The sequence below is a fragment of the Priestia sp. 53B2 genome, assembly GCF_056099005.1.
In genome coordinates this window covers 929,565-947,508 of the sequence record NZ_JBLZXA010000020.1, presented here as the reverse complement: position 1 = coordinate 947,508, position 17,944 = coordinate 929,565, and the positions used below count along the sequence as shown (strand labels likewise).

Sequence of the window (17,944 nt, the reverse complement as noted above, 5' to 3'; positions counted from 1 at the left end):
TACGTAACTTTTTTAATTAAAACGAATATGTGCTTTTAACTGCGAAGTTGTGTATAATTTCCGTATATACAAAATAATAAGAATTTTTTTATTTCAAAGAGAAACTGTATATTCTCTGTAAGGCAATCATACATATTTGCAAGAATTAACGAAAGGAATGGATATAAAAAATGGCGATTGAAAGAGTAAAAGCCTATTTTAAACAATATGGCATGGAGAATCGAATTATTGAAATGGATGCGTCCAGTGCTACTGTAGAACTGGCAGCGCAAGCTTTAAAATGTGAGCCGCAACGGATCGCAAAAAGTCTTTCTTTTAACGCAGAAGGAACTGTTCTATTGATTGTGGCAGCAGGAGATGCAAAAATTGATAACCGAAAATACAAAGAAGAGTTCGGAACCAAAGCAAAAATGCTTGGAGCAAGTGAAGTAGAAACGCTGATTGGTCATGCTGTAGGCGGAGTATGCCCGTTTGCCGTTAATGAAGGTGTTCACGTGTATCTAGATGAATCTCTGAAACGTTTTGTCACCGTTTTCCCCGCCTGCGGAAGTGGAAATAGTACAATCGAATTAACAATAACCGAACTAGAAGAATTTTCGAAATGCTTAAAGTGGGTTGATGTATGCAAAGGATGGAATGAATAATTTAGGTAAATTACGGTACAGCTATACATAAAATAAATAAATCAATCAGCACGCCAACAAGCTGAAACAGTTTTTTGTTTCAGCTCATTGGTGTATCTAAACGAATTTATGAAACAGCTTAACCCAACCTAGGTAAGAAACCCCTAAGAGAAATACAAAAAGAAATAGTAAAGGAATGTTCCTAGGGATAAAAAGCCAGCCGTCTAACGTATTCCACAGAAATTCACTTTTATTTGCTTTTCTCATCATTTTCACCTCAAGCAGATTTACTATTTTGTATTCAAAAATTCTTTTACATAGTTATATACAGTATCTTCAACTTATAACCTTTTTTCAAGAAAAACGCGCACAGAAAATTGATTGAATGTGAATCTTTTTAATTTATACCCGCTATGTACTCATTCATCATCTTAGTTTCATCTGTAAAAAAGAAGAAGCCTACATTTTTAGATGCAGGCTTCTTCTCGTTGATTCAGTCTTTCCTTTGTTTGCCTAGTCAGGCCCTTTCGTTACGTATATCGGTTCATAACCAAAGTGCCTTACGTGAGATACGAATATCTACTTTCAATTTGCGGTAATACATTTGCTGAAGTCGCTGTTAAGCCTTTCAAAACTAATCAGTCCCTTCATATGCTAAGTATTTAACCTTTCACAACAACCATTTACACGATAGCTGCTGTACTATATGTGTACCCTGTATTTATATAGTAAAACCTAAAAAAAAAATTTTTTAGACTTTATAGCAAAGAAAATTTAGATACTATAAGCGAAAGAAGCACGCCAGCTATTAGTGCCTCTTTTGCTAATCCTCACGTAGGCAAAGAAAAACACTCGCAGTGAAATTGATCAAATGTATTTAATGTATGATTTGATCAATTTGTTGAAATGCATCTTCAAGTGAAGCATATCCATTTGTTTCTCCTTCATTACCTTGAAGAGTCCATTCTTGCTTTTCTACTGCTAGTTTCCCGTTTTTATCTTTTAGATAAGGTCTGTTAAGCATAAACACATGATCATTCTTTTTTACTGTGTAGCCAAGATAATAGTGATTCCCTTCTCCTTCTTCTTCATATACAGAGACGCCTTGAAGGTTATATTTGTTTAAAATGTCATCCATACGATGAGTCAGTTCGCTTACAATCGCTTCTCTTCCTACATATTCCACATTTTATACCCCTTTTCATTTTGATTTATGTTTAGCATTCCCTTGAGCATATTCAATTACACTATCTTTCAAACGTTATCTGAACAAAGCAAATCAATATGATCATTATTCATTTCATAATAAATCAAAAAAGCCACCTCACTATAACACAATGAAAAAACATTGCTAAGTGAAGTAGCTTTTTATTAATTAATGGAATCTATAGAAATAAGAAGATGTGCGAAACTTGATTATAGTTCAGTTAAAATAATCGGTTCACCGTTTGTTACAACAATCGTATGTTCACATTGTGCTACAAGACTATTATCTGGCGTAACAAACGTCCAGCCGTCGTCTCCGCGTTCAATGATATGATCAGCTTTCATAGAGATAAACGGCTCTACAGCAATAACAAGGCCTTTTTTCAAAAGGGCTTTATCCATTGGATCATAATAGTTTAAAATATGGTTAGGAGTGTCATGCAAGCTGCGGCCAACACCGTGACCCGTTAAGTTTTCAATAACAGCGTATCCGTTTTTGTGTGCAAAGTTAGAGACAGCACGACCAATTTGGTTTTGTTTTGAACCAGCTTTTACTTTTTTCATGGCTGCCCAAAATGCATCAACTGCAGCTTGGCAAAGCTTTTCTTTTTCTTCGTCTTGCCCAATAACAAATGAAATACCCGTATCTGAATAATAGCCATCAAGTACGGCAGATACATCCACATTTACTAAATCGCCATCTTTTAATACTCGATCTCCCGGAATACCGTGAGCCACTTCTTCGTTTACACTAATGCACGTTACACCTGGGAAATTATATTCTTTTTCAGGTGCAGAAGTAGCACCGTGTTCATCCAATATTTTTTTACCGATCATATCAAGCTCTTTTGTTGTCATGCCTGCTTTTGCTTGGTTTTTCATCTCTTCGCGCGCAAGTGCAACGATGCGCCCAATTTTGCGTAAACTTTCTAAATCTTGTTCGTTACCAATAATCATAAAAAACACTTTCCTTCCTCGAAATATATATCCTATCCGATTTTATCATATTTTTATGAGGATTTTTCAAAAGACCTTTTAAGAACTAAAATGTACGATTAATTAGACTAGTAAGATATTTATCATATGTCAAAATCCTCTTCATTAACCTATGAAATTCAAAAAATCATGCTACTTCACCGCAGCATGATTTTTTATGTTATATAAAAGCTCCCTCAAATAAGCAGAAGCTTTCACAATCTCTTAATCGACTGTTTCAAACTTCACTTCATTAAACAAACTAGTAGAATTCCACACATTCAACCCTGCATAGCCTTCTGAAAAGGTATGGTCCACTGCATCAATCACAAGCTTATCATCGAGATAAACTTGAATGTGTTCTCCTTCAGCCGTTACTTTCAAGCGATAATCCGTATTTGTCTTTAAATCCAACTTTCCCCCATCATCGTAAATAATGAGATCCTTGCCTATTCCGTCTCTAAACGCAATGAGTTTTACTTGATTATTAAGCACATCTACATTCGCAGCGTAAGCGTTATTTGCCTGTTCATCCGAACGGAATACTAGCGATCCTGCTCCTGTAGAATTTGAAACAGGATCGTCTAACACCTTTATCTTTGCCTCATATATAAAATTCTTTGCTTTTTCTGATGATAAAGCAAAAGCATCTTCTTTGCTTCGTCCTTGTTTTCCATTAATCGTATCGGCCCATAGTCCGCTAATGCTTTTCCACCCTGATAAGTTTGTCTCAACAGGACTTTTATTCCAAATAGATTTTAATGGATACATCTTCAGGGAATTCAATTTCACAGCTCCTCCTTTGCTATAAAGCCTTATTTTATTGCTTGAAAGCGTTGGAAAGAGCTGATCTGTTATTACTTCCGTGCCGTCATTACCAAATACTTCTACAGATGACTGGTCTACAAACATATGAAGCTTAACCTTTCCGTCTTTTGGAAGCATGGAAGCAGAGTGTTTGCCTTTCACATTTTCACCAAAATCAAAACTTCCAGAGTTTGTTCGGTCAACAAATAATCGCTGCTTGTTTACGTTATAGCTGACTTTTGTATTTTCACTGCCTTCTTTTTGAATTTGAAAACCAAATTCTTGTGCATCTGTATTTGAAACATCGAATTCTGCAATAATTTCATATTTGTTTTCCTGTATGCCTGAAAGAAGGTTTTTATTTTCAACGACCATCAGATTTTTTAACACCTTTTTTTCTTGCTTATTGCGAATTGAATCAATTGAAACAGGTATTTGTTTTAAACGAAGCCCTTTTGCTGTGTTGGTTAGTTCTATTTTTCTTGGAATTGACATAGAGCTTCTCCAAGTAGTAGTTGGGGTATTATTTGCATATTGCCAGTTGCTCATCCAGCCTAGCCAATACTTTTCTCCGTTATCTCCTTCAACTCCGCTCCAATCTACAGCAGCATAAAAGTCGGCACCATAATCTGTCCAACGCACTTCCTCTGGCGGGTTTTCATTTTTAAATGTTTTTCCGTCAAAATCACCAACAAAGTACTGCATACCTGAACCTCCAGCTGCCGCTCCATCATTGATACTGACCTGCAGCACCCATTTTTTCTTTGTGCTGTCTCCATCAACCGGCAGTTCGAGTAAAGTAGGACACTCCCAAATCCCTCCGTTGCTTCCATGAGTTGATTTCACCCATTCTCCTGACACAGTATTCCAATCTGAAAGCTCTCCGCTTTCCCTTTGTTTAACTTCCTCCGGTTCTTTTGCTACACTGTCTACTTTCTCCGGCATTTTTTCTGTATTAAATACATTAACATCATCTAGATTAATATGCCCCCATCCGCCTACAGCTTGATCAACGGCTTTAATGTACAGCACTTCTCCTATATACTTAGAAGCATCCCATACGTAGCGCTGATACTTTTCATCTGCAAACTTTGTATTTGCTTGACGAATCAATTCTTTATCGTCAGATGCCCTGACTAAGGAGACATAGCGGTTTGCGGGGTCGTTTCCGCCTCCCATTAATAAATTGATTTCACCTGAGCCGCTCAATTTAAAATAAGATGAATGTAATTCTCCAGTGGCATTATCGCCATCTTGCTTATCGGAAAACCCCCATAAATGATACTTTCCTTTTTGTTCAAAGAGGCCGCTCCAATTTGCGGTTGCATCCGTTACATGATCGTTTGTGAATGCATTTCCTTTTATCGTTTTCCAGCCGGTGAGATCGCCTGTTTCAAAACTTTTATTTTTAATTTCCTTTTCATTTGTATCAATAAACTTGGTCATGTTAACATCTTGAAACCGGACTGAAGATTGATGAACATGTAATCCAAACAATCCTTTTGAAAAAGTTTCATCTTTTGCAGTAAGGGTGAATTTATCGTCTATATACAAATCAAGTTTATTTCCCGATGCAGTTACTTTTACTTGATGTGACTTGCTCGTATCAATTTTTTCGCTTGTTTCGGCAAGGACAGTTGAAATGCCATTTTGAAGCTTTACTAGTTTGATTGTATCCTTAGAAGCATCCACGCTAGCTATATATCCGTTTTTGGCTTCTGCGTCTGCTCGAAAGAGTAGTGCACCTGAACCATTTGCATCTAAAAATGTCATATTTGACTTAAAAATGAACTGATCTCCCTGTTCTTCACTCATGATATATCCATCACTGTCAGATTTACCGATTTTTCCAGCAGCAGTATCATTCCACGTTCCCGTAACAGGTTTCCAGTTAGATAGATTGGTTATAAAATTAGATTGATTCGTAAATTTAACATGACGAAAGACAGCTGTGGAATTCCATGCTGTTAATCCAAATTGACCATTTTCAAAAGATGCATCACTGCCTTCTAGAACCTGTTTTCCATTTAGCAGTACCTTAAAGTAGTGACTGTTTGCTTCTACTTTTACATGATATGCTTGTGATGTATCAAGCCTCATCGACTTTGAAACAACGGTCGTTACGTTTCCTTTCTCTACTTTGTTAAGTGTTAAGAGGTTCTTTTCTGCATCTAAATTGACGGTATATGCGTTTGTTGCGTCTTTATTAGAACGAAAAACAAGACCGCCTGCGCCTGCGCGTCCATTCTTTTCTACAAGCGTAATTTCCCCCTCTAGAGTAAAGGACTGACCTTTTTGTTCGGATAAAGTATATGAGTAGGCACCACTTTGACCGTTTGCTTGGATGCCTCCATCAGGTCCAAACTCACTTGCGTATTTCCAATTTTTCAAGTCAGGTGATGTATAAAACATAATTTTATCTTTAGCAGCTAAAGACATCACCCACTGCTTGGTTTGGTCGTGCCAAAACACTTTTGGGTCGCGCCAGTCAGGAACTGGGGGATTCGGCATAACAGGATTTCCTTCATACTTGGTCCACGTTCTTCCGCTGTCCTTGCTGTATGCTAGACTCTGCACTTGTCCTTTGCTGCCCGAGTGTGTAAAGATAGCTACCATTGCTTCTTTTCCAAACCCTGCGGTATTATTCCAATCGATAACGGCACTTCCTGAAAAAATCTCTCCGTTCTCGTCTGGAGAAAGAGCAATCGGCAGGTGTTTCCATTTCACTAAATCTGTACTAACTGCATGCCCCCAGTGCATAGGTCCCCAAGTGGTACCGTAAGGATAATACTGATAAAAAAGGTGATACTCTCCGTTATAATAGACCATTCCATTTGGATCGTTCATCCAGTTTGCTTCTGGAGAAAAATGAAATTGATTCCGGTATTTTTCTTGATAATACCCCGTATCATCAGCTAATACAGGGTATGCAGAAAATAAGCTTATGGAACAAGCGACTCCAATCATCAATATCTTTTTGACGGTTCTTTTCATCTTCCTTTCCTCCTTTATTTGCATACTGGTTATGTGGAACATTTTCACCAGCAGCTTTTAGAAGCATATGGGACTCCTTATTTTTCACCCTAAAAAGCCGATCCAATAGCCTCCTATACCTATTAGGAAAATACCGAAAATAATAAGCAGCGGATTTGTACCTTTTCGAAGCATCCATGCTACTAATAAAGTTAGCGCTAAAGGAAGCAGCCCCGGTAGAATACTATCAAGTACGTCTTGCACGGTTTTTACCACAACTTTACCAGAATCATCTTTGATCCTAGAAACAACCACTGGTATATTAATAGTGGTCCATTTCGAAACCAACGCTCCCATTACGAAGAGTCCTAAAATGGACGCACCTTCCGTCAGTTTTTGAATTCGATTGCCTACTAAATCTTTTAAAATTTCTGTTCCTTTTAAATAGCCATATTTTAATCCATAATATTTTGTACTTAATCGAATTGCATTAATTAAGATGAAAAACAGCAGTGGCCCGGCAATATTCCCGCCTAACGCAAGAGATGCTCCTAGTGCTGCGAGGACTGGTCGCAGCGTTCCCCAGAAAATAGGGTCTCCTACGCCAGCAAGCGGTCCCATTAATCCAATTTTCATTCCGCTGATGGCTTTTTCATCAAAATCTTTTTTGTTTGCCATTTCTTCTTCCATTGCTGCCGTGACGCCGAATATAGGTGCAGAAATCCATGGATGTGTATTGAACCATTCTAAATGCCGCTTTAGTGCTGCATTTCGCTGTGCCCCTGGTCCGTATAAACGTTTGATTGCTGGAATCATAACATAACAGTAGCCCATTGCCTGAACACGCTCAAAGTTAAATGAACCGAGTAAAAAATTCGAGCGAATAAACATGCTAAAGATGTCTTTTTTCGTTAATCTTTTTTCATTTTCCATCTCTATCCCTCCCTTAAGTTCGCCGTTTAGGCATCTAAATCATCATCGTCATCATCATATACTTGTTCGCTCCCTGTAGCTGCGGGAACGCCTGCCGGCTGCATTTGATTTCGCTGCTGCATTACTTGCTGATAAAGAAGTGCTAAACAAAGACCTAACGCCCCAAATCCTACCAGGTTAAACCCTGTAAATGCCGCTAATAAGAAACCGATATAGAAAAAAGGCTTTAAATGAGGAATATTCATCATATTGATAACCATGGCATATCCAACGACCACGATAATGCCTCCTCCAATTTGCAGACCTTTCGTAATAACTTCCGGAATATTTCCCAGGAAAGTTTGTACGGCGCTTACGCTGATTAATGTAACAATTAAAGTTGGAATCATAACGCGGAGAGCCTGAAAACCCATAGCAGTAATATGCATAATTTCAATTCCTTTAAAGTTTCCTTCTTCCGCATACTTATCAGCTCGATGAATTAAAAATACTGTGATGGTACGGACAAAAATAGTGAGCACTTGCCCTGCAGCTGCTAGAGCTATGGCCACTGCAATGCCTTCACCAATACCTTGACCAGCTGTAATAACCAAAATGGTTGAAATAACAGAAGCAATAGCCGTATCAGGTGCCATCGCCAATCCAACATTCATCCATCCAAGAGCCATTAATTCCAGCGTTCCACCTAAAATAATGCCCGTTTTTAAATCTCCAAGCACCAAGCCTACTAACGTGCAGGCAATGAGAGGACGATGGGATTGCCCTTCGTCCAACACGCTCGCGATGCCAGTTACCGCTGCAATGACTAATAATAAAATAATTTGTATGGAAGACATAAACTCATCTCCTTATTTGATTTTTGTTTCGTTTCTCAGTAGTTGAATAAAATTTTCACTAGAATCTGAAGGTAATTGGCGCAGCTCAAGCTTTACACCTAGTTCCTGCAGTTTCTCAAAAGCATCGATATCTTTTTCGGTAACGCTTACAGATTTGGTGATTTGTTTTCGGTCATTAGCAAAACGCATGCCACCTACGTTTACTGTCTCAATAGGCACTCCAGCTTGAACAAGAGCGGCAATGTCTGCGGGATTTTCAAACAGCAGCATGGCTGTTGTATCCTGATAACGCGGACTATGAAAGGCTTTTGTCATTTTAGAAATCGAGACAGCACTTGCTTTTACATTCGAAGGAGCTACAGAAAGAATCAGCGTTTTTCTCATTTCATCCGCTGCCACCTCATCTGAAACAATAATAATTCGATCCGCTGCATTTGTTTTGATCCATCTTGTTAATACCTGCCCATGAATAAAGCGGTCATCAATTCTTGCTAAAACGATTTTCATAATAATCCATCCTCTCCGATTTGGTTTGTTTGCTGGATTTTTTCTAAATGTTCACTGCATACTTGAAAGCTTTCTTCATTCACTTGCTTTAGTCTTCCTAGCATCTCTTTTAACGTAACGTGTTCCCGCATCGCTAAAACTTCTAATAACATAGGCAAGTTGACGCCGGATACCATATCCGCTGTTTTATTTCTAAGGATATATGGAGTAGCTGCATTATAGGGAGTCCCTCCGAAAATATCGACTAGAAAAAGCACTTCATTTTCTAAAGGCATTTCCTCTAGCGCCTGCTTATATTTTTCTTCAAGAGTTTGGATACCCTCTCCCTTTAGAAAAGGTACGGCTACTACGTGATTCTCTTCTCCAAATATCATTTTGGAAGACCCTTCTAATGCTGGCGCGAAATCACCATGGCCACTAATAATAACTGAAATCATGTACACTTGCTCCTCTCTTTTATGTTCTACACTTATTTATTGCAAGTATCGTGCCAACAAAGAGTATTAAGCGCTTTCATTTATTTTTCAATGCCTTTTTCTTTTTTGTTGATACAGGTTCCTTACAATAAATAAACCTGTATCAAAACGCGATACGTTTTAATACAGGTTCTTCTGTTATTTAAAAACTTGGATAAAAAAAGAAACTAGTGGCATATAAATCAAACTAGTTTCTCAGAATTATAATATGATTTTTACATTTCATCCGCAAAAATGGTGGCAATAAATAATTTTTCATCTCTTGTTAAGGTAAGTTTCAGCTTTTTTTCGACGGCTTGTAATGTTTTTTCCGTTTTTTGATAAATATTTTCTACTTGGTGAGTGATTTCTTCATCCTCCGGAAAAGTAAGAGGTTCATTTTTTATCATTCTTTCTAAAGCAAAGGCTGTATGCATCACAATTCGAATCATAACAGTGTTGCTTAATTCCATTTCTAACTCATCTTGTACATGACTTAACCACTCTAACAAAATTTCACTTATGAGGTACGGATTAATAAATAGAAGGTACTTTCGCAAGTTTTCTTCGCAAAGTTCACGCACCACAATATTCGCTTCGGTTTTCTCGTCATCATAGCGTAGCGTTTCTTTTGTAATTGCCTGTTGAAGTATTCGCTCTCCCTGCCCTTCAATGAGGACTTCTAATGATACATGAGGCGCATCAATCCTTGGATTTTTAGTACCTGCCGTTGCAACAATTTCATATTCTTTTTGAATTTCTCGAATATTTGCTGCTAATTTAATAGAAGAAACGGTTAGAATTTTAATAGGCTCTTGAGATACTTTGCGTGAAATAATCGTTAAGATTTTTTCTAATTGTTTTGCTGTACCGCTTCCTGTTGTACAAATAGAAACAAGGGCTTTCTTTTTTCCAAACACATGCTGCTGCTTATCTATAAATTCCATAAAGTCTTTTTGCACCGAATCAAATATGGCATATAAATTTAAGTCTAAATAATTTACTTTTCTAACGGTGTCTAACACCATAGATGTCGTCACGTTGCTGATTGTTTTAATCTTAGTCCCTGTTTTTTGTTCTAACTTGCTTTCTAACATGGCAAGCGAGCCCATGTCCACAAGCATTAATACGCCTTCTCCTTCATCTACTTTCTTAATTCCCTGGATTAACCTATCTACAATTTCGACTGGAGATACCGTCAAAGGCACATCAATAGCTATAATAGGAGTGCTCCCTAAAAGCTCCGTAGCCACTTCTACCATAGAAGTGGCCGTGCTGTTTCCATGTGCAGCAACTACAATCCCTACTCGCTTATTTTCTTCTAACGTTCGAATGGATTGAATAACCATGGTGAGATAAATGACTTCTATTTCTGGCACGACAATATTAAACCACTTTTCAATTCGATTTTTAAAAAGCAGGGCTACCGCATATTCTTTTGGATATGTTTCGCGAATTTCATCTATCTCCTTTGTATTTAATACGTCTACTTGTTTTTTTCGTTTTAAAAAGGATTCCATATGCATACTTAAAAAATGAATAAACCTGCGATCAAATTTACAGTTCAATTCTTTTTCAGCCAAATGTTTTAATTCTTTTGTAAGCTGAATCACGTCGTCTTCTACGAATTTCATTAAATTAGAGCTCTGGCCATTTTTTTGATTAAAAAAGCTTCGAACATTCAAATGAATGTCGGTAAGAATATACTGATTGATGTCTTCTTGAGATAAACCTTCTTTTGTTAAAACATCTACTTTTTCTTCTATTAACTGATATAAATTAAATGATACGTCTTCCTCCATTTTTATTTCTTGGCTCTCCATAGCCGGGGAGATAATCGTTTTAAGGTTTACATATTCAGAAATTTTTTTGCTGCGCTCCATATTTTTACTATTCGAAATCCAATCTCGTTTAATATCATCAGGCAGATCTCGCACTGTAAGTTCCACCATATGTTTACTATCAAGGTTATTTAAAAATCCGTGCGCGCAAACGAGCTGCACATTCGACTTTAACTGCCCTACATTCCCGAATTTTTCAGTGTGGATTAAAGCATTTAATACATCAATGTGGACACTTAGCTTTTTATTAATTCGTTTAGCCTCTTGTTCTAAAAGAAACGTGGTGAGGCGAATTTTTTCTTTTAAAGACCTCTCTTCTAATGAGGGAATATGGATAGTCATCGGAATTCTTCTTAAGAAAGTTTGCAGTAAGGCTGAACCGGGATTTTCAGTTGTAGCACAAATAATTAATACCTTAGACGTTCGCTTATGATCTGTTTCCCCTAAGCGATTGTACGTACCTTGATCAATGAGGTAAAAAAGCATTTCTTGACCTTCAGGAGGAAGCCGGTGTATTTCATCCATAAAGAGAATGCCTTCATTTGCTTGTTCTACTAAACCTACTTTACTTTCAGTTGCTCCAGTGAAACTCCCTTGCTTATGACCAAATAACTGAGAAAGAAGTAATTGAGGATTGTGGTAATAATCAGCGCAGTTAAAGGTAATGAACGGGGCCCCTGTTTTTAACCTCTTTGAATATAAAGCAAATTGATAGATTCGTTTCGCAAAAAGAGATTTGCCTGATCCCGTGGGACCTAATAGCAGCATATGTAACCCATTGGGCGGGTAAAGAACAGCAGCTTTTGCTTGAGAAATCGATTTTTTCAAACTGCCTGTGGCTCCAATCATTAATTCAAAAGGATTAGCAGGAAGTGCTTCTTCTTTTCCCCCATTAGATAGCTGCTCTAGTTTTTCCACTTCCATCTTATTGGTATCCCACTTTTGACGAAAAATTGTTTCGACAACCTCTAGCGGAGCGTAGCGAACGGGGAACATTTTAATTTTAATTACTTTTTGCATGCGGACAAGTTTGTTCAGTTCAAGACTTACATTAGATCTCTCTAAACCTAACTGTTCAGCAATTTCAACCGCTGAGCTTCCTTGTTTATGTAAAAGTTCTACTTCTGTAAACTCCTGAAAATTACTCAACAGCTGATTGTATACCTTATCAATTCGTTTCATTAAGAAGCACCTTCTTTATTTTCAGTTAACGATCGGGATTTTCTCTTTCAAAGAAAAGAAACATTCCCTCCTACTACAAGTTATTTCATCTATAAGTACCATCATGTCATACTAATCTATGAAAGCGTTTCAAGCCATTATATGTAAATATATTAAGTTAGTCAACCTTGCATGTCAACCGGTTTCATTCTTGAAGTTATAACCTGTCTGAATGTTTCATTTTCTTTAAATAGCTATCAATTTTTATATACTACTTTTTTATTTAATTAGCACTGCAGTTATAGCACATTTTTGATTAAATAATAAAACGAAAGAAAACAGCAGCAGTTATTGCCATTTCCTTTCGTTTTAAAAAATTATTTATCTGTAGTTAATTGCCCTTGTGGTAAAATACTATTTTTCACAACAGCTGTTTTTGATCCTTTAATATTTAACAGGAAGCTAGGAGCAAACGTAGAATGTTCCTCTGAGTAGAAGCCTCTGTTTGTCATATAACTTGTAATTACGACATTGTCTCCTTTCACTTGTGGAACTGCAAAATGTGAATACGTAAATGTTTTGTCATTAGGATCGAGGTTCATATGTAAAACAAGTCCTGTATCATTTAGCGGTTTGTATTTTCCAGTCAGCGTATTTGATACGTATCCTAGCATATATACATCATCTTGGCCGATACCATCAATGGTCATTTTAGATCCGCGAGAATCTGTGAATAAGTACCATTTTCCATCTTTTTTAAATACATTTGCACGTTCAATTTCATCCGTTACCGTGTTTGAGGTAATCAATGGATCCATTACTTTTTTCAAGGTATAATCGTTATTTAGTTCTACAATGCCTAATGCGCCGTTTGCTAAAGAGGCTTTCTTTTTATTAGAACTCTGCAGTAACTTCTCTTTTTCTGATTGGAAAAATGGATTGTTTCCACCGTAGTAAGCTCGATTGTAAAGAGAGTCTTCACCTTGATAGCCATCTTCAGTTCCTGTGTTTGCTTCAAACACAAGATATTTATGCCCTTTATCTTCTACATAGTGAGGATCTCTCAACGTATGATTATCTCCTGAACCATATGCGCCTTCGTCGATAAACTGCTGAACATTTTGATACTTTTTACCATCACCATCAAAAATGGATTTATGATCTTCAACACCTTCAATTTTCAACGTATCTCCACTTGGCTGAGATACATTTACTTGAGCTGTTGTTAAAGTTTGTTTTCCATAGTTTGTACCTGAAAAGTTGGTATAGAATAAGCGTACTTTTCCGTCCGATGTTAAAGTAGCAGATCCTGACCATTCTTGTGTTTGCTTTTTCAAATGAGGGTCATTCGGTACAAATTTGTCACTGTCTTTGAACACTCTTCCTGCATTTTTCCAGCTGTCAATCGACTCTTCACCGATTTTTTGATAAAACACATAAATAGATGTATCATCAGCATCTTTCGGGTCGCCTGCTAGTGCAAATACAACTTGGTAACCATGATAGTTGGCTACTGTTCCGTCAGCATTTTGCAGAGGCCAGCTGTCCCATACGTCTAAGTCAATTAAATTGCCCGATTTATCATACCCTTTTGCAGAGGCAATATTTTTAATCGTTGATTTATCAAAAGCTGGAACTTTAAACTGTTCGCTTTTTTGCTGCTGAGGAATTTTCAGCATGTTATCACGTGTGATATGGGAAACTCCATAATTATTATTTGTATCTTTATGGCTGTTTTCAGCAGCCCATGTTTGAGATCCAGCACCTACTAACAGAGCTGTAGCAAAAGATAAAGCTGTAGTTTGCTTTGCGATTTTCTTAATATTCATCTGTTTTTCTCCCTTTTGTATAATACTTTTTCTTGTGTCACTCACAAGCAATTCATTTTCTATGTATCGAGAAGTAATATCAATCTGGCGAAATAACAGAACCGGTTCCATTACCTTTCCAAGATTACTTGCATAATATTGAAAAGTCAAATAGGTAAAATGGATTAATTATCTCATTTTTCTCCTCTTATATTTTTCATTTGGTTATAAAGTCTTAAACCTTCAATTTTTTGATTAAATGGGCAAATTCACCATCATATTTAACCTGATATTTTTTATAAGCTCTTCTACAATTGTTAAAGTAAGCCATTTTCAAAAAATATCGTTAATGTATTTTTTGTGAATTAGTGGAATAATTTATTATATAATAGTTCCTATTGGCAATAATAAGAGACAAAAGAATTAGATAATTACTTTTCAATTTGATTCTTTTGTCCTGTTAAATTTTATGTAGCTTTTCACGAGAAATCGCTATCATTTTAATGAATCAATAATACATTTTTCAGAAAACCAAAAAGAGCTCTTTATAAAGAGCTCTTTTTGATATCATTTATGCTGTTTTTAAATAGCAGTCCTTATTTAAACAAATCAAGTTCCGCAGTACGTTTGATAAGGCTGATTAGACGGAGCAGACGGTGTACAATACTCTGGCTGACCCGGAGATTCATATGGGCTAGAAAGCACTTCAAGAAGGGTTTCCATGATGCTGTAGTCTTCTTTTTGTGCTGCGTCTAACGCTTCTTCCACTCGGTGATTTCGAGGAATGACAGCCGGATTATTATTTTTCATAAGCTCTTGTGACTCCGCTTTAGATTGTTGTTGTCTACCTAGTCTTTTCTGCCATAGCTCATGCCACTGTGCAAATTCTTTGCTTTCAAACAGATCACTATTTCCTAGCTTATCGAAAGTTAATGCACGAAACGTATTTGTATAGTCAGCTTTATAGGTTTTCATTATTTTAAGAAGCTCTTGGAATAATGCTTCATCTTCTTTTTCTTCGTTAAAAAGCCCAAGTTTAGCCTGCATACCTGCCAGCCAGTTTTCCCGATAGAATTTTGGAAATTCCGTCACGGCGCTTTGCGCTATTTCAACTGCTTTTTCTATATCTTGATCCAATAGCGGTAATAAAGCCTCAGCAAACCTCGCAAGATTCCACCCTGTAATGCCTGGTTGATTTTGATATGCATAGCGCCCTTGTACATCAATTGAACTAAATACAGTTTCTGGATCATAGGTATCCATAAATGCACATGGTCCATAATCAATTGTTTCTCCACTAATTGTCATATTATCCGTATTCATGACGCCATGAATAAAACCAATAAGCTGCCATTTAGCAACTAGGGTAGCGTGACGCTTAATCACTTCTTGAAGCAATGATAAATATTTTTTTTCATTCTTTTCTATATGGGGAAAGTGACGTTCTAATGCATAGTCAGCTAAAGCTTGAAGGTTTTCGACCGTTCCCCATTTTGCAGCGAACTGAAATGTTCCAAAACGAAGGTGACTGGAAGCTACACGCGTTAAAATCGCCCCCGGCAGTTCTTTTTCACGAACAATAGATTCGCCTGTTGTTACGACTGCTAGGCTCCGAGTAGTCGGAATACCTAAAGCATGCATAGCTTCACTAATAATATACTCACGCAGCATAGGTCCTAGAGCTGCCCGGCCGTCTCCTCCGCGGGAATACGGAGTTCGGCCTGAGCCTTTAAGCTGAAGATCTACTTTCTCACCCGAAGGCGTAACTTGCTCCCCTATCAGCATAGCCCGGCCGTCTCCTAGCATGTTAAAGTGGCCAAATTGATGTCCCCCATAAGCTTGTGCAAGTGGGAAAGCACCTTTTGGGACACTGTTTCCAGCCAAAATGCTAACTGCTTCTGGGCTTTGCAGCTGTTCCTTTTGTAACCCTAGAGATGCGGCTAAAGAGTCATTAAATTTAACTATTTTAGGTGAACTCACTGGATTAGGATCAAGAGGCGTAAAAAAAATGTTTGGTAACTCCGCATAGCTATTACTTAAATTCCATCCTGCTTCTTTTTGATTAGTCATCGTATCTCCTTTTCTTTTTGTGTCTTAAAACATAATTCTTTCTTTACTGATCGTTGTTTTATAAGCGCAGTAGCCCTTCTCTGTCCTGCTTTCTTCTGGGCATCTTAGAGCAGGACAGTTTCTCTTTCATACAATATTTCTTTTACTATTATATCGTATTTGCTCGTACTTTTAATCTAAAGTGCCTTATCCATTTATATACCTCCACTTTGTTGACGAGCTATTAAATGCTCAAAAAAGAAGAAGTATTAATATACTTCTTCCTCTGTATTTTACCCCCAAATATCTTTTAAATTCCAATACGTTAACTCTTTTACGATTACGTCTCCTCCTTCAGTAAATAACTCAATTCCGAGCCTGCTTTCTTTTGGATAAATACGGCTCGTCATGGTCGCTTGTCCTTCGTTTGCAAATACTTCAATGGAAGAACGGTCCACAAATATTCGTAAAGCTAGTGTCTCACCTGCTTGTAACGCTACTTTCCTCACTCCATCTTTTTTTCCCGAGTGAGTACAGTCAAGCAATAGCTTTTGCTCATTAAGGTTATAACACATAAGCGTTTCTTCGTTGTTTATTCCACGAATTTTTATCCCTACCGATGAAGCTTGGCATTCCGCTAAATCAAATACAGCTTGTATCTCTAGCAAGTCTTCATTTACTTCTACTACATAGCTGTTAGAAAGAGCTTTATTGGTTAGCATATTATACTGAGTTTCCCGAAGTGATGTAAGCTCTTGGACGGGGTTCATTAACACTTTATCCCCTCTTAAAGTTAGTTCTCTTGGAAGCGTTAGCGCACCGCACCATCCATCGTCTTTCGTTGGCATATTAGCTTCCCACATGTCCATCCAGCCAATTGCAATTCGCCGCCCTTTATCATCTAAAAGTGTTTGAACAGCATAAAAATCGTGGCCGTAATCTAATTCAGTAAATGACCCATGATGAAATGTATTGGTTTCATAATTATATTCTCCAACTAAATATCCCGTTTGAAAAAGGTTGTGATAGGAATTACCTTTTGCTTCTATCCCTTGAGGAGAAATCATTAACACATGCTTTCCGTCTAACTCAAAGAAGTCTGGACACTCCCACATGTATCCTAGATCTCCATCGCTTTTAGCAAGGACACCAACATATTCCCATTTTCGCAAATTTGAAGACCGGTATAAGATAACACGTCCCTCTTGTTTCTTTGTTGAGTTTCCTAGAATCATATACCAGAAACCTTCGTGCTTCCATACTTTAGGATCTCGAAAATGATGAGAACTATCTGCTGGCGGCTCAGCAATAACTGGGTTGGCCTCTGCTTTTTCAAAGGTAATGCCGTCTTTACTAACAGCTATATTTTGATTTTGAAAAAAAGTATCCAGTTCTTTATCTATATAATTATGTCCTGTATAAATTAACGTAAGCTCTCCTTCGTTATCCACGGCACTTCCAGAAAAACATCCATCTTTATCAAATGTATCTCCAGGAGCTAAAGCAATAGGTAAATGCTGCCAATGAACAAGATCTTTGCTTTTGACATGTCCCCAATGCATAGGTCCCCAATTCTCGTCATAAGGATGATGTTGATAAAAAACATGATATTCTCCTTTATACTGAACCAGCCCATTCGGATCATTAATCCAGTTTGCTGGCGCCATAATATGATACCCTAACCGATATTGATGATTCACCTTTTTCTCTGCTTCATTTAATGAATTTTGAGCTTGATTGATTTTATTTATCGTTAACATCATCATATTC

The 17,944-nt window shown here is 37.3% G+C and carries 11 protein-coding genes and 1 pseudogene; 1 reads left to right on the top strand and 11 read right to left on the bottom strand.

Annotated elements, in window-relative coordinates; translation table 11 throughout:
- The first annotated feature begins 170 nt into the window (after window positions 1-170).
- Window positions 171-644: a YbaK/EbsC family protein gene (locus tag ACN6NE_RS18925; protein WP_129707452.1), complete on the top strand. Its 474-nt coding sequence runs from the start codon at window positions 171-173 to the stop codon at window positions 642-644.
- An 856-nt stretch (window positions 645-1,500) separates the two neighbouring features.
- Here ACN6NE_RS18925 and ACN6NE_RS18920 read toward each other — a convergent pair.
- The 11 genes and pseudogenes from ACN6NE_RS18920 to ACN6NE_RS18870 all read right to left on the bottom strand — a co-directional run bounded on the left by ACN6NE_RS18920 (window position 1,501) and on the right by ACN6NE_RS18870 (window position 17,925).
- Entirely contained in the window at window positions 1,501-1,809 is a 309-nt protein-coding gene (locus tag ACN6NE_RS18920) for a DUF5634 family protein (RefSeq protein ID WP_129707450.1), read from the bottom strand.
- Between the two features lie 230 nt (window positions 1,810-2,039).
- Window positions 2,040-2,835: pseudogene (map, locus tag ACN6NE_RS18915) on the bottom strand (type I methionyl aminopeptidase).
- Window positions 2,836-3,029: 194 nt separating this feature from the next.
- Window positions 3,030-6,605, bottom strand: coding sequence for a glycoside hydrolase family 32 protein (locus ACN6NE_RS18910; protein WP_474326520.1), 3,576 nt, complete (start codon window positions 6,603-6,605; stop codon window positions 3,030-3,032).
- A gap of 84 nt (window positions 6,606-6,689) precedes the next feature.
- Complete coding sequence (locus tag ACN6NE_RS18905) at window positions 6,690-7,517, bottom strand: mannose/fructose/sorbose PTS transporter subunit IID (RefSeq protein ID WP_013056298.1); 828 nt, start codon at window positions 7,515-7,517, stop codon at window positions 6,690-6,692.
- A gap of 26 nt (window positions 7,518-7,543) precedes the next feature.
- Window positions 7,544-8,353, bottom strand: a complete 810-nt coding sequence (locus ACN6NE_RS18900; RefSeq protein ID WP_028408130.1) for a PTS mannose/fructose/sorbose transporter subunit IIC — start codon at window positions 8,351-8,353, stop codon at window positions 7,544-7,546.
- Window positions 8,354-8,365: 12 nt separating this feature from the next.
- Window positions 8,366-8,860 carry a PTS sugar transporter subunit IIB gene (locus ACN6NE_RS18895; protein ID WP_474326516.1) on the bottom strand — a complete coding sequence of 165 codons (495 nt, stop codon included), beginning with the start codon at window positions 8,858-8,860 and terminating at the stop codon, window positions 8,366-8,368.
- Window positions 8,857-9,297, bottom strand: coding sequence for a mannose/fructose/sorbose PTS transporter subunit IIA (locus ACN6NE_RS18890; protein ID WP_474326513.1), 441 nt, complete (start codon window positions 9,295-9,297; stop codon window positions 8,857-8,859). Before ACN6NE_RS18890 ends, ACN6NE_RS18895 begins: the two co-directional genes overlap by 4 nt.
- 254 nt (window positions 9,298-9,551) lie before the next feature.
- The gene (locus tag ACN6NE_RS18885; RefSeq protein ID WP_474326510.1) at window positions 9,552-12,338 is read right to left on the bottom strand and encodes a sigma-54-dependent transcriptional regulator; all 2,787 of its coding nucleotides are present in this window, start codon (window positions 12,336-12,338) and stop codon (window positions 9,552-9,554) included.
- A 356-nt stretch (window positions 12,339-12,694) separates the two neighbouring features.
- A complete protein-coding gene (locus tag ACN6NE_RS18880) occupies window positions 12,695-14,146 on the bottom strand; it encodes a glycoside hydrolase family 68 protein (RefSeq protein ID WP_129707440.1) in 1,452 nt (483 codons plus the stop codon).
- 588 nt (window positions 14,147-14,734) lie between these two features.
- A complete protein-coding gene (locus ACN6NE_RS18875) occupies window positions 14,735-16,195 on the bottom strand; it encodes a protein adenylyltransferase SelO (protein WP_129707438.1) in 1,461 nt (486 codons plus the stop codon).
- 272 nt (window positions 16,196-16,467) lie between these two features.
- Window positions 16,468-17,925: a glycoside hydrolase family 32 protein gene (locus ACN6NE_RS18870; RefSeq protein WP_474326664.1), complete on the bottom strand. Its 1,458-nt coding sequence runs from the start codon at window positions 17,923-17,925 to the stop codon at window positions 16,468-16,470.
- Between the last annotated feature and the right edge of the window lie 19 nt (window positions 17,926-17,944).

Coding starts and splice junctions, on each gene's coding strand:
- ACN6NE_RS18925 (WP_129707452.1), top strand. CDS start 171: ATGGCGATTGAAAGAGTAAAAGCCTATTTTAAACAATATGGCATGGAG.
- ACN6NE_RS18910 (WP_474326520.1), bottom strand. CDS start 6,605: ATGAAAAGAACCGTCAAAAAGATATTGATGATTGGAGTCGCTTGTTCC.
- ACN6NE_RS18905 (WP_013056298.1), bottom strand. CDS start 7,517: ATGGAAAATGAAAAAAGATTAACGAAAAAAGACATCTTTAGCATGTTT.
- ACN6NE_RS18900 (WP_028408130.1), bottom strand. CDS start 8,353: ATGTCTTCCATACAAATTATTTTATTATTAGTCATTGCAGCGGTAACT.
- ACN6NE_RS18895 (WP_474326516.1), bottom strand. CDS start 8,860: ATGAAAATCGTTTTAGCAAGAATTGATGACCGCTTTATTCATGGGCAG.
- ACN6NE_RS18890 (WP_474326513.1), bottom strand. CDS start 9,297: ATGATTTCAGTTATTATTAGTGGCCATGGTGATTTCGCGCCAGCATTA.
- ACN6NE_RS18885 (WP_474326510.1), bottom strand. CDS start 12,338: ATGAAACGAATTGATAAGGTATACAATCAGCTGTTGAGTAATTTTCAG.
- ACN6NE_RS18880 (WP_129707440.1), bottom strand. CDS start 14,146: ATGAATATTAAGAAAATCGCAAAGCAAACTACAGCTTTATCTTTTGCT.
- ACN6NE_RS18875 (WP_129707438.1), bottom strand. CDS start 16,195: ATGACTAATCAAAAAGAAGCAGGATGGAATTTAAGTAATAGCTATGCG.